20 protein-coding genes are annotated in these 20,552 nt (G+C 62.4%); 14 read left to right on the top strand and 6 right to left on the bottom strand.

Annotation, left to right across the window (positions count from 1 at the left end):
- The first annotated feature begins 223 nt into the window (after positions 1-223).
- The 5 genes from thpR (at position 224) to ASG47_RS09150 (ending at position 3,813) form a co-directional block, all read left to right on the top strand.
- Positions 224-763: an RNA 2',3'-cyclic phosphodiesterase gene (thpR, locus tag ASG47_RS09170; protein ID WP_061908423.1), complete on the top strand. Its 540-nt coding sequence runs from the start codon at positions 224-226 to the stop codon at positions 761-763.
- Positions 764-981: 218 nt separating this feature from the next.
- The gene (locus ASG47_RS09165) at positions 982-1,503 is read left to right on the top strand and encodes an invasion associated locus B family protein (RefSeq protein WP_061908422.1); all 522 of its coding nucleotides are present in this window, start codon (positions 982-984) and stop codon (positions 1,501-1,503) included.
- Between the two features lie 89 nt (positions 1,504-1,592).
- Positions 1,593-2,093, top strand: a complete 501-nt coding sequence (locus ASG47_RS09160) for an invasion associated locus B family protein (RefSeq protein ID WP_061908421.1) — start codon at positions 1,593-1,595, stop codon at positions 2,091-2,093.
- Between the two features lie 125 nt (positions 2,094-2,218).
- Positions 2,219-3,427 carry a 23S rRNA (adenine(2503)-C(2))-methyltransferase RlmN gene (gene rlmN / locus ASG47_RS09155; protein ID WP_156464042.1) on the top strand — a complete coding sequence of 403 codons (1,209 nt, stop codon included), beginning with the start codon at positions 2,219-2,221 and terminating at the stop codon, positions 3,425-3,427.
- Positions 3,427-3,813, top strand: a complete 387-nt coding sequence (locus ASG47_RS09150; protein WP_244487070.1) for an HNH endonuclease — start codon at positions 3,427-3,429, stop codon at positions 3,811-3,813. The genes rlmN and ASG47_RS09150 overlap by 1 nt, the downstream gene beginning before the upstream one ends.
- Here the strand turns inward: ASG47_RS09150 and ASG47_RS09145 are convergent.
- Positions 3,788-4,000, bottom strand: a complete 213-nt coding sequence (locus tag ASG47_RS09145; protein WP_061908420.1) for a DUF1674 domain-containing protein — start codon at positions 3,998-4,000, stop codon at positions 3,788-3,790. The genes ASG47_RS09150 and ASG47_RS09145 overlap by 26 nt on opposite strands.
- A 93-nt stretch (positions 4,001-4,093) precedes the next feature.
- On the opposite strand from ASG47_RS09145, the gene htpX reads away from it, so the two are divergent.
- The 7 genes from htpX (at position 4,094) to ASG47_RS09110 (ending at position 13,347) form a co-directional block, all read left to right on the top strand.
- A complete protein-coding gene (gene htpX / locus ASG47_RS09140; RefSeq protein WP_061908419.1) occupies positions 4,094-5,077 on the top strand; it encodes a zinc metalloprotease HtpX in 984 nt (327 codons plus the stop codon).
- 20 nt (positions 5,078-5,097) lie between these two features.
- Complete coding sequence (locus ASG47_RS09135; protein WP_061908418.1) at positions 5,098-6,399, top strand: RsmB/NOP family class I SAM-dependent RNA methyltransferase; 1,302 nt, start codon at positions 5,098-5,100, stop codon at positions 6,397-6,399.
- 172 nt (positions 6,400-6,571) lie between these two features.
- Positions 6,572-8,194 carry a heparinase II/III family protein gene (locus ASG47_RS09130; RefSeq protein ID WP_061908417.1) on the top strand — a complete coding sequence of 541 codons (1,623 nt, stop codon included), beginning with the start codon at positions 6,572-6,574 and terminating at the stop codon, positions 8,192-8,194.
- A gap of 67 nt (positions 8,195-8,261) precedes the next feature.
- The gene (purH, locus tag ASG47_RS09125) at positions 8,262-9,845 is read left to right on the top strand and encodes a bifunctional phosphoribosylaminoimidazolecarboxamide formyltransferase/IMP cyclohydrolase (protein WP_061908416.1); all 1,584 of its coding nucleotides are present in this window, start codon (positions 8,262-8,264) and stop codon (positions 9,843-9,845) included.
- 215 nt (positions 9,846-10,060) lie between these two features.
- Positions 10,061-11,416, top strand: a complete 1,356-nt coding sequence (locus tag ASG47_RS09120) for a lipopolysaccharide biosynthesis protein (protein ID WP_061908415.1) — start codon at positions 10,061-10,063, stop codon at positions 11,414-11,416.
- A gap of 102 nt (positions 11,417-11,518) precedes the next feature.
- Entirely contained in the window at positions 11,519-12,925 is a 1,407-nt protein-coding gene (gene leuC / locus ASG47_RS09115; protein ID WP_061908414.1) for a 3-isopropylmalate dehydratase large subunit, read from the top strand.
- Positions 12,916-13,347 (top strand): metallopeptidase family protein, encoded by a 432-nt coding sequence (locus tag ASG47_RS09110; RefSeq protein WP_061908413.1) that lies wholly within the window; start codon positions 12,916-12,918, stop codon positions 13,345-13,347. The genes leuC and ASG47_RS09110 overlap by 10 nt, the downstream gene beginning before the upstream one ends.
- 100 nt (positions 13,348-13,447) lie before the next feature.
- On the opposite strand, the gene ASG47_RS09105 is transcribed toward ASG47_RS09110, so the two are convergent.
- From ASG47_RS09105 to ASG47_RS09085, 5 genes are all read right to left on the bottom strand, one after another.
- Entirely contained in the window at positions 13,448-14,116 is a 669-nt protein-coding gene (locus ASG47_RS09105) for a septation protein A (protein ID WP_061908877.1), read from the bottom strand.
- Between the two features lie 97 nt (positions 14,117-14,213).
- On the bottom strand, positions 14,214-15,410 hold the full coding sequence (ftsY, locus tag ASG47_RS09100; protein ID WP_061908412.1) for a signal recognition particle-docking protein FtsY: 1,197 nt from the start codon (positions 15,408-15,410) through the stop codon (positions 14,214-14,216).
- 20 nt (positions 15,411-15,430) lie between these two features.
- On the bottom strand, positions 15,431-16,693 hold the full coding sequence (mtaB, locus tag ASG47_RS09095) for a tRNA (N(6)-L-threonylcarbamoyladenosine(37)-C(2))-methylthiotransferase MtaB (protein WP_061908411.1): 1,263 nt from the start codon (positions 16,691-16,693) through the stop codon (positions 15,431-15,433).
- Positions 16,693-17,541, bottom strand: coding sequence for a diaminopimelate epimerase (dapF, locus tag ASG47_RS09090; protein ID WP_061908410.1), 849 nt, complete (start codon positions 17,539-17,541; stop codon positions 16,693-16,695). Before dapF ends, mtaB begins: the two co-directional genes overlap by 1 nt.
- Before the next feature lie 94 nt (positions 17,542-17,635).
- Positions 17,636-18,223: a uridine kinase gene (locus ASG47_RS09085; protein ID WP_162243239.1), complete on the bottom strand. Its 588-nt coding sequence runs from the start codon at positions 18,221-18,223 to the stop codon at positions 17,636-17,638.
- Positions 18,224-18,511: 288 nt separating this feature from the next.
- Here ASG47_RS09085 and ffh point away from each other — a divergent pair, with 288 nt between their 5' ends.
- Positions 18,512-20,095, top strand: a complete 1,584-nt coding sequence (gene ffh / locus ASG47_RS09080) for a signal recognition particle protein (protein ID WP_061908408.1) — start codon at positions 18,512-18,514, stop codon at positions 20,093-20,095.
- A 36-nt stretch (positions 20,096-20,131) separates the two neighbouring features.
- Complete coding sequence (gene rpsP, locus ASG47_RS09075; RefSeq protein WP_061908407.1) at positions 20,132-20,494, top strand: 30S ribosomal protein S16; 363 nt, start codon at positions 20,132-20,134, stop codon at positions 20,492-20,494.
- Positions 20,495-20,552: the final 58 nt, after the last annotated feature.

Raw genomic sequence — 20,552 nt, 5'->3', positions numbered from 1 at the left:
CTTGGAAAATCGCGGTCTCCAAACCGCCGGGGGCAATTGGCACTTGCCACTTGATTGCAAATATGGCGTCGGCCCTTTTGATTTACAAGGCAAAATGCCCGCCTGCGACATCGGGACTGGTTCGATGACCTGATTGTGCTAGGCTCAAGTTGCTTGCCGGACCCTGCATGTAGTGTTTCGGCGAGCCTATCATTGATGTAGTTGCCCGCCAGGGAGACTTGCCATGCCCCGGCTTTTTACCGGCCTCGAGATCCCGCCCGATATCGGCTTTGCGCTCTCGCTCAAGCGTGGTGGCCTCACCGGCGCCCGCTGGATCGATCCCGATAATTATCACATCACGCTGCGCTTTATCGGCGATGTCGATAATCAGACCGCCAATGATGCGGCCGACAATCTCGATTACCTGAGCGAAAGCCTGCGCTTTCCCATTCGCCTCACGCATTTGGGCACGTTTGGCGGCGATAAGCCCCGCGCGCTCTATGCTGGCGTCGAGCCGAGCGAAGCCTTGAGCCGTCTCCAATCGGCCCAGGAGCGCATGCTCCAGCGCGCCGGGCTACCGGCCGAAGGGCGCAAATTCGTGCCTCATGTGACGCTCGCCCGCTTGCGCGGCACGAGTGCCGAAGAGGTCGCGCGCTATATCGCAGAGGCGGGACGGTTCGAGCCGCTGACATTTGCGGTGCCGCGCTTCGTTCTCTTTTCGAGCCGGGATTCGGTGGGCGGCGGGCCCTATGTGGTTGAGCAAACCTATCCCCTCGCAGCATAAATCGCCTCTCCTCACGCAAGCGTTAGCCCTCTTTTAACCCTCTCGGTTCAAAGCGGGGGCGCATGCCCCATCCATGCCAAATTGCCGCCGCGATTACCGAGCATTTGAGGCAAAAGCCGCACACAAGCGCCCCGCTTGACGGCTTGGTAACCATGTTTGCGGCATGCTGGGCGGACGCATCCCCCGCAAACTGGCAGCGAAAAGAGGAAGAATTGGCAATGAAGACAAAGACCGGTGGCCTCGTATTTGGGCTCGCGGTAGGTGCATTCGTGACATTTGCAGCCGCCGCCCAGGCGCAGCAGGCCACGGAGCTGGGTACGTTCAATTCATGGACCGCCTGGCAGGCAACCGATGCAAGCGGCCAGATCTGCTATGTTTCGGCGACCCCGAGCAAATCGGAACCTGCGGGCGCCAATCGCGACCCGATCCACTTCATGATCATTCACCGCAAGGGCCTCGGCACGAAGAACGAAGTGCAGACCTTGATCGGCTACCCATTCAATCCGACCAGCGCCAATGCCAGCGTCGCGGTCGATTCCAAATCCTATCCGATGGTCACCGAAGGTTCGGCCGCCTGGCTCGCCTCGACCGGCGACGAGGCCGGCTTCGTCGCGGCCTTCAAGGCCGGCAGCACCATGACGGTGCGCGGCACGAGCCAGCGTGGAACCAATACGGTCGATACCTATTCGCTTTCCGGCGCGACCGCGGCCGTCAATGCCATCGACGCAGCCTGCAAATAATTGGGGCTTTGCCCCAGTCCATCGTTAGACCATAAAGGGGCGCCGGGCTTTTCTGTCCGCTGCCCCAAAATACTGCGAGCTTGTCGAGCATGACCCTCAAGACACGATCCGCCCTTGCAATCGCCCTGGCGCTGGCCGCAGCAGCGCCCGCCATGGCCCAGTCGGCCCGGGTGCTCGGCGATTTCCGGGATTGGTCGAGCTATGCGGCCGATGATGGGTCGGGCACGCTCTGCTTTGCCATGAGCAAGCCCAAGAGCACCGAGCCTGCCGCCGGTGGCGAGGCCTATCTCTACATCACCAATCGTCCCGGCGAAGATGTCGTCAGCGAATTCAACGTCGTTGCCGGCTACACATTCCAGACCGGGTCCGTTGCGACAGTCACGGTCGGCGGCCAGAGCTTTCCGCTCTTTACCCAGGGTGATGCGGCTTGGCTCGACGATGCCGGCCAGTCTGCCGCGCTCGCTGCCGCCATTCGCGCCGGTTCGAGCATGACCGTCGAAGGCACCAATGCCGCCGGCGCCCGCGTCGTGCAGAATTATTCGCTCTCTGGCGCCACTGCCGCGCAGCAGGCTATCGGCGCTGAGTGCTGATCTAGCCTTTGTGGCAAACCTGCATGGCTTGCACATCCGCCTCCCGCGGGCGTGACTTTGTGTTTTGCGTTCCCATATGCTATTGGCCGCGGACTTTCCCGCACTCCCGACCGTTTTGAGCCGCCATGAGCATTGCGCTGAACCTTGACCATTCGACTGCCATCCGCCCCCAGGCGGCGGCGCGGCCGTCGCTGATCGGCCTCTCCAAGGGGCAGCTCGCCGAAACCCTCGTTGCCAATGACGTGGTTGGCGAGCGCGAAGGCCGCATGCGCGCCAGCCAGCTCTGGAACTGGCTCTATGTCAACGGCGTCACCGATTTCGACCGCATGACCAATGTGGCCAAGCCCGTTCGCCAGAAGCTTGCCGACACCTTTATTCTCGACCGCCCTGAGATCGTTTCCGAACAGGTCTCGGTCGACGGCACGCGAAAGTGGCTGTTCCGCTTCCGCGATCCGCAGAACCCGAACTTCCCGGCCGTCGAAGTCGAAACCGTCTATATCCCTGAATCCGATCGCGGGACGCTCTGCGTTTCCTCGCAGGTCGGTTGCACGCTCACCTGCTCCTTCTGCCACACGGGCACCCAAAAGCTCGTCCGCAATCTTACCGCAGGCGAAGTCCTCGGCCAGATCCTTATGGCCCGTGAGCGCCTCGGCGATTTCCCCGGCGGTTCGCGCCCCGATGATGGCGGCCTCGTACCGGGCGGAGAAAGCCGCGCCATCACCAATATCGTTATGATGGGCATGGGCGAGCCGCTCTATAATTTCGACAACGTCAAGCAGGCTCTGCTGATTGCTTCGGCCGGCGACGGCATGTCGATCTCAAAGCGCCGCATTACGCTCTCGACCTCGGGGGTCGTGCCCTATATCGAGCGCACCGGCAGCGAAATCGACGTCATGCTGGCGATCTCGCTCCACGCCGTGCGCGACGATCTCCGCGACGTCCTGGTGCCGATCAACAAGAAGTGGCCGCTAAAGGATCTTCTCGAGGCCTGCCGCAATTATCCCGGCCTCTCGAACGCCCGCCGCATCACCTTTGAATATGTCATGCTCGACGGCATCAATGACAGCGACGCCGAAGCCAAGGAACTGGTGCGGCTCCTTGCCGGCATTCCTGCCAAGATCAACCTGATCCCCTTCAATCCCTGGCCGGGCTCGAATTACGGCACTTCGCCGTCGAGCCGCATCGAGCGCTTTGCCGATATCGTCAATCGCGCTGGCTATGCCTCGCCCGTCCGCACCCCGCGCGGCCGCGATATCTTCGCTGCTTGCGGCCAGTTGAAGAGCGAGAGCGAACGGCTTTCCAAGAAAGACCGGGACGCCCTCGCCGGCGTCTGATGAAACCCTCGGCCCGGCGGGTCGAGGCGGCCATTGCCGCAGTCGAAGCGCTTGCTGCGGCGCGGCGGCCTTCTATTTGCCCGCTCTGCGATCGGCCCATTCCGCCTGAAGCCAAGTCGAGCCGGCATCACCTGACGCCGCGCCTCAAGGGTGGCACGCATATGGGTACGGTGCGTCTTCACCAGATTTGCCACAGCGCCATCCACGCCCGGTTTTCCGAAACCGAACTTGCCAAGCGCCTCGCCGATATCGAGAGCCTCAAATCGGACCCCGAGATTTCGGCCTTCATCGCCTGGGTCCGTACCAAGCCACCCACCTTTCACGCCCCGACCCGCATGACGCGGGACCGGCGCGACAAGGCTAAAAGTCGCTCGTCAAACCCTTGATCTCCCAGTCGCCATAGCGGCCGGGCTCCAACCCGCCGCGGCCGCCCTTTTCCTTGGGTGCCATCGCCGTTGCCGCGTCGATCTCGGCGCGGCGAGCCTTGGCTTCTTCGAGCGCGCGTTGCGCCTCCGGCGTCAGCACCTTCGGGGCCTCGGGGATCGGGTTCTCAGGGTCGGTTTCTTCGGTCATTTTGGAGTCCACATTACAAAGTGGTCATGCGCTTGCAGGGAACGCTTTGGCACACAACATAATTGCCTGAATACACCAACCCAAGGGGTTTCGATGTTCAACGCCTTCCGCACTTTTGTTCTCGTCGCGGCCATGACCGCCTTGTTCATGGTGGTGGGCTATTTCATCGGCGGCACGTCCGGCATGATGATCGCCTTTGCCTTTGCGGCGGCGACCAACATCTTTGCCTATTGGAATTCGGACAAGCTTGTCCTCCGCATGCAGAACGCCGTGCCGGTGGCGCAAAGCCAGGCGCCAGAACTCTATGACATGGTGGAAACGCTCTCGAAGCGCGCTGGCATCCCGACGCCCGCCGTTTATGTCATCCAGTCCGACCAGCCTAATGCCTTTGCGACGGGCCGTGACCCGCAGAATGCGGCGGTTGCCGTCTCCTCCGGCCTTTTGCGCCAGCTCGAGCCGCGCGAAGTTGCGGGGGTCGTTGCTCACGAGCTTGCCCATATCCGCTCGCGCGACACGCTGACCATGACGATCACGGCGACCCTTGCCGGTGCCATTTCAGCGCTAGCCCAGTTCGGCCTCTTCTTTGGTGGCGGCAATAATCGCAATAATCCGCTCGGCGGCATCGGTTCGCTGCTGATGGTGTTTCTCGCTCCGCTCGCCGCAATGATGGTACAAATGGCCGTCAGCCGGACGCGCGAATATGAGGCGGACAAGGATGGCGCCGAGATCTCGGGGGACCCGTTGGCCCTCGCTTCCGCGCTCAACAAGATCGCGGTCCTTGCCGGGCGTCAGGTCAATGTCGCAGCCGAGCGCAATCCGGCCATGGCCCATATGTATATCATCAACCCGCTTTCGGGCGCCCGGATGGACAATCTCTTTTCCACCCACCCTGACACTGGCAATCGCATCGCGGCGCTGCAAAAGCTTGCAGGCGAGATGCGCGTGGACGATAAGGGCCGTGGACCCGCCCCGCGTCCGCAGACGGTTTCGGCCGGTCGCGATACCGGCGGTGGATGGCGGGTGCCAAGTGCCGGTCGCGGCGAAGACGATAGCGGCGTGCGCGGTCCCTGGGGATGAGACGCACCGGAAGGTGATCATTGAATAAGAAGTCCGATCCGGCCGGTCTAGGCCTCCGTCTCATTGCCGCCCAGAGGCTCCGCGCCGTTCTGGGCGGCGAACATTTTGCGCCCCTCAATGCCGGCGAACTCGCCGATGGCCGGGATCGCGCCCTCGCCAATCGGCTGATCACGACGGCTCTCCGTCGCCATGGCCAGATCGATCTGATGATCGACGAATTGCTCGACAAGGGCATGCCGGCGAAATCTGGCACGTTCGAAGCCGTGCTGCGCCTCTCGCTCGCCCAGTTGGTTTTCCTGCCCGATCTCGGCGCCCATAGCGCGCTGTTCCTCGCCGTCGAAGCGATCAAGCGCGATAGCAAAGCGCGCCATCTCGCCGGCCTGATGAACGCTATGCTGCGCCGCGCCCAATCCAATTCCGCGCGCTATGGTCTTCTCGAAGACGAGCTGCTGGTGCCGCAAAACTTCCAGGACAAGTGGACAGCGGCCCATGGCACTGAGGCCGTAGCAGCTTTCCCCGAAGCGCTCCTCGAAGGCGCTCCGCTCGATCTGACGCTCAAATCCAACGATGCCGACCTCATCTCCGCCCTCGGCGCCGAGCGCGTTCTTGCCGATACCGTCCGCATCGAAAGCCGCGATCGCCCCGTCGATGCGCTGCCCGGGTATGACGACGGCCAGTGGTGGGTGCAGGATGCCGCCTCAGCGCTCCCGGCGCGCCTCCTTGCGGCCAAACCCGGCGGCCGCGTTCTCGACCTCTGCGCTGCCCCGGGTGGCAAGACGGCGCAATTGCTCAAAGCCGGCTATGACGTCACCGCGCTCGATAGTGATGGTGGGCGGCTCGAACGCCTCAAAGCCAATATGACCCGCCTCGGCTATGCGCCTGCCGTCGTCGAAGCCGACGCCACTCAATATGCGCCCGAAGCTCTCTTCGATGGCATCCTGCTCGATGCACCCTGTTCGGCTACCGGTACCTTCCGCCGCCACCCCGAAGTGCTTTGGCATCGCAGCGCTTCGGACATTGCCGGTCGTGTAAAACTGCAGCAGGCGATCTTTGCCAAGGCCCGCAAATGGCTCGAATCCGGCGGAAGCCTGATTTACTGCGTCTGCTCGCTTGAGCCCGAAGAAGGCGAAGAGATCGCTGCCTGGGCGCAAAAGACCTTCGCCGAGCTCGAATTAAAGCCGATTGCAGCGACCGAGCTGCCTGGCCTTGAAGCCGCAATCACGCCCGAAGGCTATGTCCGCACCTTGCCCTCGATGGCCCCCGCAGGCGTCTCAGGCGGCATGGACGGCTTCTTCATTGCCCGGTTTCAGCGCAAGAACTGAGGTACCTCAGCGAGTTTTCCAAGCCGAATTTCTTCCCCTGCTGGGCAAATCAGCGTTATGGCTCTAGATCATTGAGCCTGCGGCGCGGCGCCGCATCCCTGGAGTAGAGTGCGTTGGGTCCTGAGGGCAAAAGACCGGTTGGTTGCCCTGCGCAATTGAGCGGGGACAGACAATGAGCGGCGGCAGCTTTTCTCGCCCCCGCCGCTTTGGCATGCGTCTTGCCGATTCCCTCGTGACCATGCCCGTCACCCGCTGGACCTGGCAGGCCCTCGCCGAGCAACGCTACAAAGGCCAACTGCCCGATTTCCGTCCCGCCGACAGCGATGCCGTGCGCGAGATGATGTCGGGTCGCTATCTGCTCGCCTCAAAACTCATCGAAACGGGCGGCACCTCGCCCTTTTCCGTCGATGTCGATTTCCCCGATTGGTGGAACAACCTCCAGAGCTTTTCCTGGCTCCGGCATTTTCGCGAGGTCCGCGACCCCGGCGAAAAACTCTTTGCCCGCACGCTGGTCCTCGATTGGATAGGACGCGAAGGAAAATTCGATAGCGAAAGCTGGTCCCTGCCGTTGACGGGGCAGCGGGTGCTCAATTGGCTCCGCCATCTGCCGCTGCTGCTCGAAGGGGCGACGGCCGATCAGGCCAAGACCATCCAGCGCAATCTCGGCATTCAGGTCCAGAGTCTGAAAGTCCGCGGCCGCCTCGCGACCGACCCGGTGGAACGCCTCTTTGCCGCCATGGGCACGCTCGGCGCCGAACTCTGCGAGCCCGAAGACACCGCCAATGTCGAGATGCGCCTGAAACTGCTCGATGCGGTGCTCGAAGAGCAACTCGATGGCGAGGGCCTCCACAAGAGCCGCAATCCGCGCATCCAACTGAGCCTTCTCACCGAACTCGCAAGCCTCCGCCAGGCCGCCAACCGCCATGGCAGCCCCACCCTCGCCGCGCTCTCCAACCGCATCGATCGCATGCACGAGGCGCTCGACGCCGTCACTCTTTCAAGCGGCGAGCCCGTCTATTTCAATGGCTGTGGCCAGGTCCCCCACGATGTCCTCGTCGCCGTGCAATCGACCGGCCCGACACCCACCCGTCGCTCGCGCATCCTTGGCGGCTACGGCATCCTCCGCAGCGGCCGCGCCGTCGCCATCGCCGATTCAGGGCTTCGCCCACCGCCCGGTTTCGATGCCGAAGCCCATGCCGGGGCGCTCGCTTTCGAATTTTCCTATGGCAGCGAACTGATCCTCGGCTCCTGCGGCCCCGCGCCCACCGATATGGCCGAAACCCGCGATCTCTTCCGACAGGCCATTGCCCATTCCTCGCCGACCATCAATGACGAGGATTCCTGGGCGCCCACCAAACGCAAACGCGGCGCCGCGCCTGTCCCCGATCTTGAACTCGTGCCCTCCGAGCATATGCTGATCCTCCCCAGCATTGGCTATGCCGACCGGTTCGGGGCCGAGATCGAGCGCCGCCTGACGCTTTTGGGAGAGGGGACCACCCTTGTCGGCCAGGATCGCGTCATCGCGACCGGCACACCGCAAGGCCAGCTCTCCATCCGCTTCCATCTTGCCCCCGGCATATCCGTTCATGCTCCCGTTGGCGAAGGCATGCGCCGGCTGACCCTCCCCAATGGCGAAGTCTGGAGCTTCCTCTGGGAGGGCGCGAGCCTCCGCCAGGATGATAGCGTCCGCCAATCCTCTTATCTCGGCTTCCATCGCACCATTCAGCTCGTACTCGAAGCCGATCTTGCGCCCGGCGTCGAAGTTGGTTGGATCCTCACCCGCGAACACGGTTGAGCTTGGACTCTTGGGCCCGTTCGTGCTAGCGGAGCCGCGAAATCTCCATCACAACGGGCAAGAACTCATGGGCAAGACGGTCACGGTCGGGCGGGCACTGCTTTCGGTATTCGACAAATCGGGCATGGCGGATTTCGCCCACGGGCTCTCCGAAGCCGGGGTGGAACTGGTCTCGACCGGCGGCACCCATAAGCTCATCAGCGAAACCGGCCTCCCAGTCCGAGAAATCTCCGACCTCACCGGCTTTCCCGAAATGATGGATGGCCGCGTCAAGACGCTCCATCCCAAGGTGCATGGCGGCCTCCTCTCGGTGCGTGACAATCCCGAGCACAAGGCCTCGATGGACGAACACGAGATCGGGCCCATCGACCTCGTCGCCGTGAATTTGTACCCCTTCGAAAAGACCGTCGCCTCCGGCGCCTCTTACGACGAGATCATCGAAAACATCGATATCGGCGGCCCCGCCATGGTCCGGTCGGCGGCCAAGAACCATGCCTATGTCACGGTCGTGGTCGACCCCAACGACTATCCGGCCATCTTGGACGCCATCCGCAATGGCGGCATTCCCTATGAACTGCGCCAGAAGCTGGCGGCCAAAGCCTATGCCCGCACCGCCGCCTATGACAGCGCCATCTCCGCCTGGTTTGCTCGGGAAATCGACTTTGCAAACGTGAACTATCGCAGCTTTGCCGGTACTCTTCGCGAAGTCATGCGCTATGGCGAAAACCCGCACCAATGGGCCGCTTTCTACGCCACTGGCGAAAACCGCCCCGGCGTCGCGACCGCCAGCCAGGTCCAGGGCAAGACCCTTTCCTACAACAATATCAACGACACCGACGCCGCCTTCGAGCTGGTCTCGGAGTTCGACCCCGCCAATACCGCTGCTGTCGCGATCATCAAACACGCCAATCCCTGCGGCGTCGCCACCGGCGCTAACCTCGTCGAGGCCTACAAAAAAGCCCTTCGCACCGATCCCGTCTCGGCCTTTGGCGGCATTGTCGCGACAAACCGCGAAATCGACGCCGAAACCGCGACCGAGATCGTCAAGGTTTTCACCGAAGTGATCGTCGCCCCCTCCGCGACGCCGGAAGCCCAGGCGATCATCGCCGCCAAGAAGAACCTCCGCCTCCTCCTCACCGGCGGTCTCGCCGATGCCAAGGCCGAGGGTCTGGTGGTCAAGTCCGTCGCCGGTGGCCTCCTCGTCCAGAGCCGCGACAATCAGAATGTCGATGATTGCGAACTAAAAGTCGTCACCAAGCGCGCCCCGACCGAAGCGGAACTCGCTGACCTCAAGCTCGCCGCTAAGGTGGCAAAACACGTCAAATCCAATGCCATCGTCTATGTGAAAGACGGCGCGACGGCCGGCATCGGCGCCGGCCAGATGTCCCGCGTCGATTCCGCCCGCGTCGCCCATCGCAAGTCGATCGACGCTGCAGAAGCCGCAGGCATTGAAGGCGCGCTGACCCAAGGCTCCGTCGTCGCCTCCGACGCCTTCTTCCCCTTCGCCGACGGCCTTGAAGCTCTGGTCGCCGCCGGCGCCACCGCCGTTATCCAGCCCGGCGGCTCCATGCGCGACGACGAAGTCATCGCCGCAGCCGATGCGGCGGGAATCGCGATGGTGATGACCGGGATGCGGCATTTCAGGCACTGAAGCCACCCCCTCCCAACCTCCCCCATAAAGGGGGAGGTGCCGCTCCACTCCCTTTGCATGATCTCGCCCCATCCACCGGCCCGTACCTCCCCCTTGATGGGGGAGGCTAGGAGGGGGTGAAGGGAGCCCCGATACAAGGAGAATAGTAACCCCTTCTTGACGGCCCTCTGGCACACTTCTGCCCGCCGGTGATCGACCCGGCCTGAGGACCTTTCATGCGGTTGGCCGTTCCATCCGATCTTTCTGCCTTGCTCTCGTCCGGGCTTTTGCGCTCGGTGGGCTCGCTCGGCATCAAGGTCGCGACGGCCGGCCTCACCTACGTCACCTATGTCGTCCTCTCGCGCACCCAGACCGAGAGCGAATATGGCCATTTCGCCTTCGGCCTCGCGCTCGCCACCGTTCTTGCCATTCTCGCCGGCATGGGCCAATCGACGGCGGTCCTCCGCCTCTGGCCGCAATTGCGGGCCCAGGGCGAAAATGCGGAGGCCGACGCGGTTGTCGCTGCGGGTTCCGCCATTACCATCGGCGCCAGCCTCGTCCTCGCCGCGCTTCTTTGCGTTCTCGCCTTTGCCTCCATTCCCTTTCTGCCGCCGCGCGAAACCATCAATCATTTCATCGGCGCGGCTTTCCTCATCCTCCCCATGGCGCTGGCCGAATACAATTCTTCGGTGCTCCGCGCCCAGGGTTCGCTCTGGACCGCGCTCCTTCCGCGCGACATCTTCTGGCGCCTCGCACTCCCCGCCGCGGTGATCGCGCTTTTTGCCGTCGGCGTCGTCCTCAGCGGCCCCGATGCGCTGACCCTGTCCGCCGCGCTGCTCATCGGTGCGCTCATCATGCAGACCGGCATCGCCCAGCGCCGACACTATGCCATCCTGCCGCGCGTTGCGCCGATGCGGCCCCATTGGCAGCGCTGGGGCAAGCTCAGCACCTGGCTGCTCCTTGGCGCGGTGATCGAAACCTTCACCCTCAATGCCGACGTCATCCTTGTCGGCCTCATGCTCGACCTCGAAAGCTCGGGCCTTTATTTCAATGCCTTCCGCACAGCGGGCTTGATGACGCTCTTCACCTTCGCCATTGAACTCGTCATCGCCCCCATGGTCGCCGAGCACTATCATTCGGGCGCCATGCGCAAAGCCCAGGCCATCACCGCCCTCTGCGCCTGGGCTGGCTTCCTATTTTCGCTCGTTATCTTTGGGCTGTTCTTGGTCTTCGGCGAGCCTATCCTGTCGCTCTTCGGGCCGTCTTATTCCGAAGGCGTGCTGGTCCTGCTGCTCCTCGCCTTTGGCCTTCTCTTCGATGCCGTCACCGGCCCCTCAAAAATCGTCATGATGATGACCGGTCACGAGCAGGCCTATGTCGCCGTCTTCGGCACCATCATGGGCCTTGGCTTCCTCGTTCAGATCATCGTGATCCCCATCTGGGGGATTGTCGGCGTTGCGGCGGTCAATATGGGCGCGCGCATCATCGCCCAGATCGCCATCGCCCTCTGGTGCCGCTATCGCATTGGCCTGGATACAAGTCTTCTCGGCGCCCTAGCCGTCGGCCGGCTTCGCGACGCGCCGGCGAACTGAGCCCGGCGCGAGCGTACCCAAGAGTACGGTTGTTCTTGACCCAAAAGCCCTCTCGGCTTAGAACCAATCCAAACTTCAATCCTGCCCCTCGGAACACGACGAATGACCAAGGCCCGCACGCTCTACGACAAGATCTGGGACGACCATCTGGTTCAGAACAATCCGGACGGCACGAGCCTTCTCTATATCGATCGCCACCTCGTCCACGAAGTGACGAGTCCGCAGGCGTTCGAAGGTCTCCGCCTCAACGGCCGCAAGGTGCGTCACCCCGAGCGCACCCTCGCCGTCGTCGACCACAACGTGCCGACGACTGATCGCACGCTGCCGAACCCCGATCCGGAAAGCGCCATCCAGATCGAGACGCTGGCTGAAAATACCCGCGATTTCGGCATCGAATATTATGACCCCTTCGACAAGCGCCAGGGCGTCGTCCATATCGTTGGCCCCGAACAAGGCTTTACCCTCCCGGGCATGACCATCGTCTGCGGTGACTCGCACACGTCCACCCACGGCGCGTTTGGCGCTCTGGCCCACGGCATCGGCACGTCCGAGGTTGAGCACGTTCTCGCGACCCAGACGCTGATCCAGCAAAAAGCCAAGAACATGCTGGTGCGTGTCGATGGCCAACTGCCGCCGGGCGTTACGGCCAAGGACATCATTCTCGCCATCATCGGCGAAATCGGCACCGCCGGCGGCAATGGCCACGTGATCGAATTCGCCGGCGAAGCCATCCGGTCGCTCTCGATGGAAGGCCGCATGACGGTCTGCAACATGACCATCGAAGGCGGCGCCCGTGCCGGCCTCATCGCGCCCGACGAAACGACCTTTGCTTACGTCAAGGATCGTCCCCGCGCGCCCAAGGGCGAGGCCTTCACCATGGCCGTCGACTATTGGAAGACGCTCTATACCGATGAAGGCGCCCATTACGATAAGGTCGTCATCCTCGACGCCGCAAAACTGCCGCCGATCGTCTCTTGGGGTTCATCGCCCGAAGACGTCATCTCGGTGCAGGGCGTGGTCCCCAATCCCGATGAGATCCAGGACGAGACCAAGCGCGCCTCAAAATGGCGTGCCCTCGATTATATGGGCCTCAAGCCCGGCACCCCGATCACCGATATCAAGATCGACCGCGTCTTTGTCGGCTCGTGCACCAATGGCCGCATCGAAGACCTGCGCGCGGCCGCAGCCGTCATCGGCGATGGCAAGGTTGCAAGCCACGTCTCGGCGATGATCGTGCCCGGTTCAGGCCTCGTCAAGGAACAGGCCGAAGCCGAGGGCCTCGACGTCATCTTCAAGAATGCCGGCTTTGAATGGCGCGAGCCAGGCTGCTCCATGTGCCTTGCCATGAACCCGGATAAGCTCAAGCCCGAAGAACGTTGCGCCTCGACCTCGAACCGCAACTTTGAAGGCCGTCAGGGATTTAAGGGCCGCACCCACCTCGTCTCCCCCGCCATGGCTGCTGCCGCTGCCATTGCCGGCCACTTCGTCGATATCCGCGAGTGGAAGTAAAACACACCGATTGGTCGGGGCTTTATGCCCCGACCCTCGATGACTTCGAGGCTTTGGCAAGCAAGGCCCTGGCTGAACTGCCCGAGCCGTTCAAATCGCTCGCGGCCGACGTCACCTGTTCAGTGGCCGAATTTGCTGAAGACGACATTCTCGAACATTTCAAGATGGAAAGCCCCTTCGAGCTGATGGGCCTTTTCACCGGCATCGGTCTCACCGAAGACGGCGCCGTGCCCCAGACCGGGCAATTGCCCAATACGGTCTTCCTCTATCGCCGCGCCATTCTCGATTATTGGGCCGAAAACGACGACAACACGCTCGGCGAAGTCGTCACCCATGTGCTTATCCACGAACTCGGCCACCACTTCGGCTTTTCCGACGAAGACATGGAAGAGATCGAAGCCCGCGCCGACGCAGAAGACTAGGCCCTATCCTCTCGCGCCATTCCCGCGAAAGCGGGAATCCATAAACAGAAATCCCCGCTTTCGCGGGGATGACATCGTGTCTGGGACTGGATTGGAGACGTCAGCTCTCGACCACGACTTGCGGCGGAGAAGGGGGTTCGTTCTCCGGCGCATATTTGCTGAGCAGCGGGAGCTGCGTCATCGAGAAAATCATCGTCAGCGGCATGATGCCCCAGACCTTGAAGTTGACCCAGAACGCCGTATCGAAATTGCGCCAGACGATCTCGTTGATCACGGCCAGCAGCACGAAAAACAGGCCCCAATTCAGCGTCAGCTTCCACCAGCCTTCGGGGCGCAGCCGGTAAACGTCACCAAAAACATATTTGAGCAGCGATTGCCGGAACAGGAGACCGCCCAGCAGCACCGAGGCGAACAGCATATTGGTGATGGTCGGCTTGAGCTTGAAGAACGTCTCGTCCTGCAGCCACAGCGTCAACCCGCCAAAGATCAGCACGACGACGCCCGTCACCAGCGGCATGACCGGGATTTTGCCGAGCACGAGCTTCGAGATGACTAGCGAGACGGCCATGGCGATCATGAAGACCGCGGTCGCGAGAAAGAAGCCTTCGGGGAAAATCGGGGTCAGCGCCGGAAAGGCTGCAAGGATGCGATCGCCGAAGAAATTGACGAGAAAGAAGATAACCAGCGGGCCGAGCTCGAGCGAGAGCTTGGTCATCTGTGGCTTGAGGTCGTCCCAGCTCACGTCTGGTTCGGCGGCTTTGTCGGTCATTGTTCGTTCCATGGCGTCTTGCGCCAATGTGATGGCATGGGCCAAGCGTTGCAAGCGCAATAGGCTCCAAGCATGGTCAGATTTTGTCCGAGTTTTTTTAGTCCTGGCCGGCAATCGCCTTGGCAAAATCCCGCGCGGCAAACGGCTCGAGATCTTCGACGCCTTCGCCGACACCGATGAAATGCACCGGCAGGCCAAACTTCTTGGCAATCGCGACGAGAATGCCGCCGCGCGCTGTGCCATCTAGCTTGGTCATGACAAGGCCCGTCACGCCAGCACGCTTGCCAAAAATCTCGACCTGCTTGAGTGCATTCTGGCCCGTCGTCGCATCAAGGGTAAGCAGCGTCGCATGCGGCGCCGATGGCTCGACCTTCTTGATGACGCGGATAACCTTTTCGAGCTCATCCATCAATTCGTCGCGGTTCTGAAGGCGCCCGGCCGTATCGATGATCAGCACATCGCGCCCCTCGGCCTTGGCCTGTGTGACCGCATCGAAGGCCAGCCCCGACGCATCGGCGCCGGCGGGCCGCGAAACAACCGGTGCACCCGTCCGCTGACCCCAGACCTGCAATTGTTCGATCGCCGCAGCGCGGAACGTGTCGCCCGCCGCCAGCATCACGGATTTTCCTTCGCCCGCAAACTTTTGCGCCAGCTTGCCGATGGTCGTCGTCTTGCCCGAGCCATTGACCCCGATCATCAGGATGATGAACGGCGTTTTGGTCGTGTCCACCGTCAGCGGTCGCGCCACGGGCCCCAAAACCTTTTCGACTTCCGCGGCGAGCACGGAGCGCACATCGCTGTCGGACACCTCGCGATCAAACCTGTCGCGGCGCAGGGTTTCGGTAATGGCCATGGCCGTCTCAAGCCCGAGATCGGCCTGGATCAGCACATCCTCCAGTTCATCGAGCGTCGCCCCATCCAGCTTGCGCTTGGTAAAGACCGAGGTGATCGATGTCGTCAGATTATCCGAAGAGCGCTTTAGCCCCGTCGTCAGCCGCGAAAACCAGCTTTGCCGCGGCATCTCGGCGGTGGTGGGCGCCGGAATGATCGGCACGCTGTTCTGGATTTCTAAAGCGCGCTCCTCAATTTCCTCGACATAGTCGGGGGTCGTTTCGGGAGGCCCAGGCGGCGGCAGGTCGGGCGTTTCCACGGGTTCCGGCGCAGGCGGCACCGTTTCCGGGACGGGCGGAATGGGCTGGATCGGGGCATCCGGGCGCGTCTCGGGCGGAGCCGGCGAAGGCACGGGCTCGGTGCCGAACAAGCGCTTGAAGAAACCGGATACCTTATCGCTCATGCTTTTGTTCTTTCCTCGCCTCAGGCGGCCGCGCGCAGCTTTTCGCCCACCAGGCAATCGGCGCCGCGCCCGGTGATGACAACCGCATCCAGATCACCGGCTTCCATACCGGCAACGCGAACGGGGATATATTGTTCGGTGCGCCCGACGCCGGAGCGCTCCATCAGCACATTTTCGGTGTGGCCAAGGCGGCTCGCATAAAGCGCCGCCACCTGCTTTTCGCCTTCGGCCCGCAAAAGGCCGGCGCGCTGCCGCGCCACTCCCTTGCCCACCTGCGGCATGCGCGCCGCCGGCGTGCCTGGCCGCGGCGAATAGGAGAAAGCGTGAATATAGCTCAGCCCCGCTTCGCCGATAAAGCGCAGCGAGTTTTCGAACATCGCCTCGGTTTCTGTTGGAAACCCGGCAATGATATCGGCACCGAACACCATGTCGGGCCGCAGCCCCCGCAGCTTCTCGACCACATCGAGCGCGTCGCTGCGCGAATGCCGCCGCTTCATCCGCTTCAGGATCAGATCGTCGCCCGATTGCAGCGAGAGATGAAGATGCGGCATCAACCGCTTGTCCGTCACCGCCTCGTAAAGCGCGGCATCCGCCTCGATAGAATCGATCGAGGAAATCCTAAGCCGTGGCAGGTCCGGCACATGCCGCAGGATCGATTGCACCAGCGTGCCGAGGGTCGGTGCGCCCGGCAAGTCCGGCCCATAGGAGGTGATGTCGACCCCGGTGAGCACCACTTCGCGATAGCCATTGCCGACGAGCTGCTTGATCTGATCGACCACGAGCCCCATCGGCACCGAGCGCGAAGGCCCGCGGCCAAAGGGAATGATGCAGAACGTGCAGCGATGATCGCAGCCATTCTGCACCTGGACGAAGGCCCGCGTCCGCCGATCCATCCCGGCAATCAGATGCCCCGCGGTTTCCCGCACGCTCATGATATCGTTGACCTGAACCTTGTCGTTCAGCGCGAGGCCGAACACCATCGGCTTATAACTCTCGGCCCTGAGCTTATCGTCATTGCCGATGACGAGGTCGACCTCGTCCATGTCGCCAAAGGTGCGCGCCTCAGTCTGCGCCGCGCAACCGGTGACGATGATCCGCGCTGCCGGGTTGTCGCGCCGCGCCTTGCGCACCGCCTGCTTGGCCTGTTTGACGGCCTCTTCGGTCACCGCGCAGGTATTGATGATGATGGCATTGTCGAGCCCGGCCTTTTCGGCCTCGGCCTTCATCACCTCGCCCTCATAGGCGTTGAGGCGGCAGCCGAATGTCAGCGTTTCGACTGCCATCAGGCCGCCTCGGCGCGCGTCCAGGCGCCCGTAGCCGGGTCGAAGGCACCGCGCCACTCCAGTTCGGCGGGGCCGGTCAGGGTCACATGGTCATCCGCCTGCCATACGACGACGAGATCGCCGCCCGGCAACGTTACGGTCGCCTTACGGTCTGTCCGCCGCGTCCGCGCGCCATTGACCACAGCCGCACAGGCCGCCGTGCCACAGGCCTCGGTCAACCCAGCCCCGCGTTCCCAGACGCGCAGCATGATCTTGTCCGGCTCGATGACCTGGGCAATGCCGATATTGGCGCGCTCGGGAAAGATCGGGTGGTTTTCGAGCATGGGCCCAAACCGGTCGAGCGCATAGGACCAGACATCGTCCTTGACCCAAAACGTCGCATGCGGATTGCCGATCGCCATCACCGATGGCGAATGCAGCACCGGCGCATCGATCGGCCCGATCTGCAATTCGATTTTTCGCGTGTCAGCAAATTCCTCGGCCAGCGGAATGTCGAACCAGGCGAACTTCGGCGTGCCCATATCGACGGTGATCAGCCCGTTTTCGGCCTCTTCGCCAAACAAAATCCCAGCAACCGTCTCGAAGGTAAACCGCTGCCGGCCCTGCTCGGCGCTCAGAAACTGCACCACGCAGCGCATGCCATTGCCGCAGGCTTGGGCGCGCGACCCGTCGGAATTGATGATCTCGATATAATTGACCGTGCCCGGCATGCGGGAATCATGGATGGCCATGATCTGGTCAAACTTGGTCTCGGCCCGCGCATTGATCGCAATGGCCGCCTCAGGAGTGACGCGATCCGTCCGGCCGCGCATGTCGGCGACGATGATCTGGTTGCCCAGCCCGTTCATCTTGAGAAAGGGTGCGTTGCTCACGAGCGGTGCCTGTCTTTTGGTCTCGGGCACTATATGGCGGAAGTGATATGGAATTGCCAGTGCCGCCCGGCTAAGCCCCGCGTCCGGGAACGACTATATCGGCACGCTCAAGGGGACGCGTTTCCATATAGCGCTCGACACTGGGCATGAAGAGGTCGCGCCATTGCCGCTCCCAGGCGCCAACGCCTCGGTCGAGCGAGGCTTGTAGCGTCGTTGCTGCGTCGCTTTCGATCCAGACTTTTAGATCGTAAAGCGGCGCCAAGCGTTCGGCCAGCGCCGAGACGCCTTCCACGACGACCAGCTTCTCGCCGAGCCGAATCTCTTTCCAGGGCCCTAGCGCCCCAGCCTCCCAATCATAAAGCTGATAGCGGCAGGCACCGGATTGGGCCAAGGTCTCGACCGCCTCGAAAAACGCTGCGTGCCGCATATAGGGAAAGGGAAATCGAGGTTTGATCGGCTCCGGCCATGCATTCTGCGGTAGCACGAAATCATCGAGATAGATTACGTCGGCATCAAAGCTCTTGATCAGCCGATCCGCGAGCGTCGATTTGCCCGAAACCGGCAATCCATCGATGCCGATCAACCTGATATCCTGCCGCGCCCTTAGCCTGTCGATCAGGGCATCGGTCGCGATAAAACCCTTCGTTTCTTGACTCACGCGCATTTCTCCCCTAAACGCGACCCGTTCATCAGGCTTTTGCTCCTGACCAGCCGACCGGGGCCCCTAAAGGGTACCACGATCCCGGAGGCCAACATCCGCCAGCGCGTTGCGCCCGCGGGTGGGTTTTGCGTTTGCTTGCATGAATACCATATGGCTCACTGGACGAGCAAAGCGAGGACCCCGCCAACGTTTTGGCGCCCCCGCGGAGGGCCAGCGAAGCCACCAGCGCGGTTTTAGCGCGTCGGTGGCTGAGCGGTGCGGCCCGTGAGCGAGAAGGACTAGAAGATGTTTGAGAGCTTAAGCGACCGGCTTGGCAAGATTTTTGACGGACTTCGCGGACGCGGCGCGCTCAACGCTGCCGATGTCGATGCCGCCATGCGCGAAATCCGCCGGGCGCTGATCGAAGCCGACGTCAGCCTCGAAGTCGTCCGTGCCTTTGTCGAACAGGTCCGCGAGCGCGCCGTCGGCGCCGAAGTCACCCGCTCGGTGACGCCAGGCCAGCAGGTCGTCAAAATCGTCAATGACGAGCTGGTTGCGGTCCTCGGCTCCGATGCCGTCACCATCGATCTCAATGCCCCGTCGCCCGTCACCCTCCTCATGGTCGGTTTGCAGGGTTCGGGTAAGACGACGACCACGGCCAAAATTGCAAAACGTCTCAAGGACAAACAGAAGAAGCGCGTTCTTCTGGCCTCCCTCGATACGCGCCGCCCGGCCGCCATGGAGCAGCTCCGCGTGCTCGGCGAACAGGTCGGCGTCGATACGCTGCCGATCGTGGCCACTGAAACGCCGGTCGAGATTGCCCGCCGCGCGGAGCGCGAAGGCCGTCTTGGCGGCTATGACGTTCTCATTCTGGATACCGCCGGCCGCACCCATATCGACGAAGAGCTGATGGTCGAAACGGTCTCCATCAAGGAGATCGCGAAACCCCACGAAATTCTGCTCGTCGTCGACGCCTTGACGGGCCAAGATGCGATCAACGTCGCCCGCTCTTTCGATACCCGTCTGGACGTGACCGGTATCGTCATGACCCGCGTCGATGGCGATGGTCGCGGTGGTGCGGCGCTCTCGATGCGCGCAGCCACCGGCAAGCCGATCAAGCTGATCGGTGTCGGCGAAAAGATGGATGCGCTGGAGGATTTCCATCCCGCGCGTATCGCCGACCGAATTCTGGGCATGGGCGACATCGTTTCGCTCGTCGAAAAGGCCGCCGAGCACGTCACGGCCGAAGACGCCCAGAAGATGGCGGCCAAGCTCAAGAAGGGCTCGTTCGACCTCGACGACCTGCGCGCCCAGCTTTTGCAGATGAAGAAGATGGGCGGCATGGGCGGCCTCATGGGCATGCTCCCCGGTGCGGGCCAGCTCAAGAAAGCCATGGCCGGCGCCAATGTCGACGAAAAGGTTTTCGATCGTCAGATCGCCATCATCAATTCCATGACCAAGAAAGAGCGGGCCAATCCGGACCTGCTCAATGCCTCGCGTCGCAAGCGTATCGCTGCCGGCGCCGGTGTCGAAGTTTCCGAAATCAACAAGCTTTCCAAGCAGCACCGCCAGATGGCCGATATGATGAAGAAGGTGTCCAAGGGCGGCATGGGCGCTCTTGGTGGCATGTTCGGCGGCAAGATGGGCGGCATGCTCGGTGGCATGCCCGATCTCTCCAAGATGGACCCAAAGCAGCTCGAACAGATGGCGCGTCAGGCCGGCATCAATCCCGATCAGCTCAAGGGCTTGCCCTCGGCCGATCTGCCGATGGCCGACAAGCTGCCCACAGACGTCAACAAGCTTTTCAAATCCGCCGGTGGCCCGGGCCTTCCCGGTCTCGGCGGCGCTCCGCGTTTCCCTGGCCTTCCGGGCCTGGGCAAGAAGAAATAACCCAAACTATCAACCGACAGCCTTAGGAATAAAGCAATGTCTCTCAAGATCCGTCTGGCCCGTGGTGGCACCAAGAAGCGTCCTTTCTACCAGATCGTTGTTGCCGACGCCCGTTCGCCCCGTGATGGCCGCTTCATCGAAAAGCTGGGCACCTTCAACCCGCTGCTCGACAAATCAGCTGAAAACCGCGTCGTCCTCGACACCGAACGCGCCAAGCACTGGCTCTCGCACGGCGCACAGCCGACCGACCGTGTCCTGCGTTTCCTCGACGCTGCTGGCCTCGTGAAGCGCGAAGCCCGTAACAACCCGAACAAGGGTGTTCCCGGCGAAAAGGCCAAGGAACGCGCTGAAGAAAAGGCCGCCAAGGCCGCAGCATCCGCCGAAGGCGCTGCTGAATAATTTTTGGGTCTTTGGACCTGCGAATGGAAAAGCCCCGGTGGAGACACCGGGGCTTTTT

This window comes from Devosia sp. Leaf420 (assembly GCF_001425445.1).
Classification (GTDB): domain Bacteria; phylum Pseudomonadota; class Alphaproteobacteria; order Rhizobiales; family Devosiaceae; genus Devosia.
Note: the sequence above shows the minus strand (reverse complement) of the source record. Positions and strands in the feature narration are given on the sequence as shown.

Excerpts from the sequence above, each read along its gene's own strand:
- dapF (WP_061908410.1), bottom strand. The coding sequence starts at position 17,541 with ATGAACGGGCTGGGCAACCAGATCATCGTCGCCGACATGCGCGGCCGG.
- ASG47_RS09120 (WP_061908415.1), top strand. The coding sequence starts at position 10,061 with ATGCGGTTGGCCGTTCCATCCGATCTTTCTGCCTTGCTCTCGTCCGGG.
- ASG47_RS09165 (WP_061908422.1), top strand. The coding sequence starts at position 982 with ATGAAGACAAAGACCGGTGGCCTCGTATTTGGGCTCGCGGTAGGTGCA.
- ftsY (WP_061908412.1), bottom strand. The coding sequence starts at position 15,410 with ATGAGCGATAAGGTATCCGGTTTCTTCAAGCGCTTGTTCGGCACCGAG.
- ASG47_RS09160 (WP_061908421.1), top strand. The coding sequence starts at position 1,593 with ATGACCCTCAAGACACGATCCGCCCTTGCAATCGCCCTGGCGCTGGCC.
- rlmN (WP_156464042.1), top strand. The coding sequence starts at position 2,219 with ATGAGCATTGCGCTGAACCTTGACCATTCGACTGCCATCCGCCCCCAG.
- thpR (WP_061908423.1), top strand. The coding sequence starts at position 224 with ATGCCCCGGCTTTTTACCGGCCTCGAGATCCCGCCCGATATCGGCTTT.
- mtaB (WP_061908411.1), bottom strand. The coding sequence starts at position 16,693 with ATGGCAGTCGAAACGCTGACATTCGGCTGCCGCCTCAACGCCTATGAG.
- leuC (WP_061908414.1), top strand. The coding sequence starts at position 11,519 with ATGACCAAGGCCCGCACGCTCTACGACAAGATCTGGGACGACCATCTG.
- ffh (WP_061908408.1), top strand. The coding sequence starts at position 18,512 with ATGTTTGAGAGCTTAAGCGACCGGCTTGGCAAGATTTTTGACGGACTT.
- ASG47_RS09150 (WP_244487070.1), top strand. The coding sequence starts at position 3,427 with ATGAAACCCTCGGCCCGGCGGGTCGAGGCGGCCATTGCCGCAGTCGAA.
- ASG47_RS09105 (WP_061908877.1), bottom strand. The coding sequence starts at position 14,116 with ATGACCGACAAAGCCGCCGAACCAGACGTGAGCTGGGACGACCTCAAG.
- ASG47_RS09130 (WP_061908417.1), top strand. The coding sequence starts at position 6,572 with ATGAGCGGCGGCAGCTTTTCTCGCCCCCGCCGCTTTGGCATGCGTCTT.
- htpX (WP_061908419.1), top strand. The coding sequence starts at position 4,094 with ATGTTCAACGCCTTCCGCACTTTTGTTCTCGTCGCGGCCATGACCGCC.
- purH (WP_061908416.1), top strand. The coding sequence starts at position 8,262 with ATGGGCAAGACGGTCACGGTCGGGCGGGCACTGCTTTCGGTATTCGAC.
- rpsP (WP_061908407.1), top strand. The coding sequence starts at position 20,132 with ATGTCTCTCAAGATCCGTCTGGCCCGTGGTGGCACCAAGAAGCGTCCT.
- ASG47_RS09145 (WP_061908420.1), bottom strand. The coding sequence starts at position 4,000 with ATGACCGAAGAAACCGACCCTGAGAACCCGATCCCCGAGGCCCCGAAG.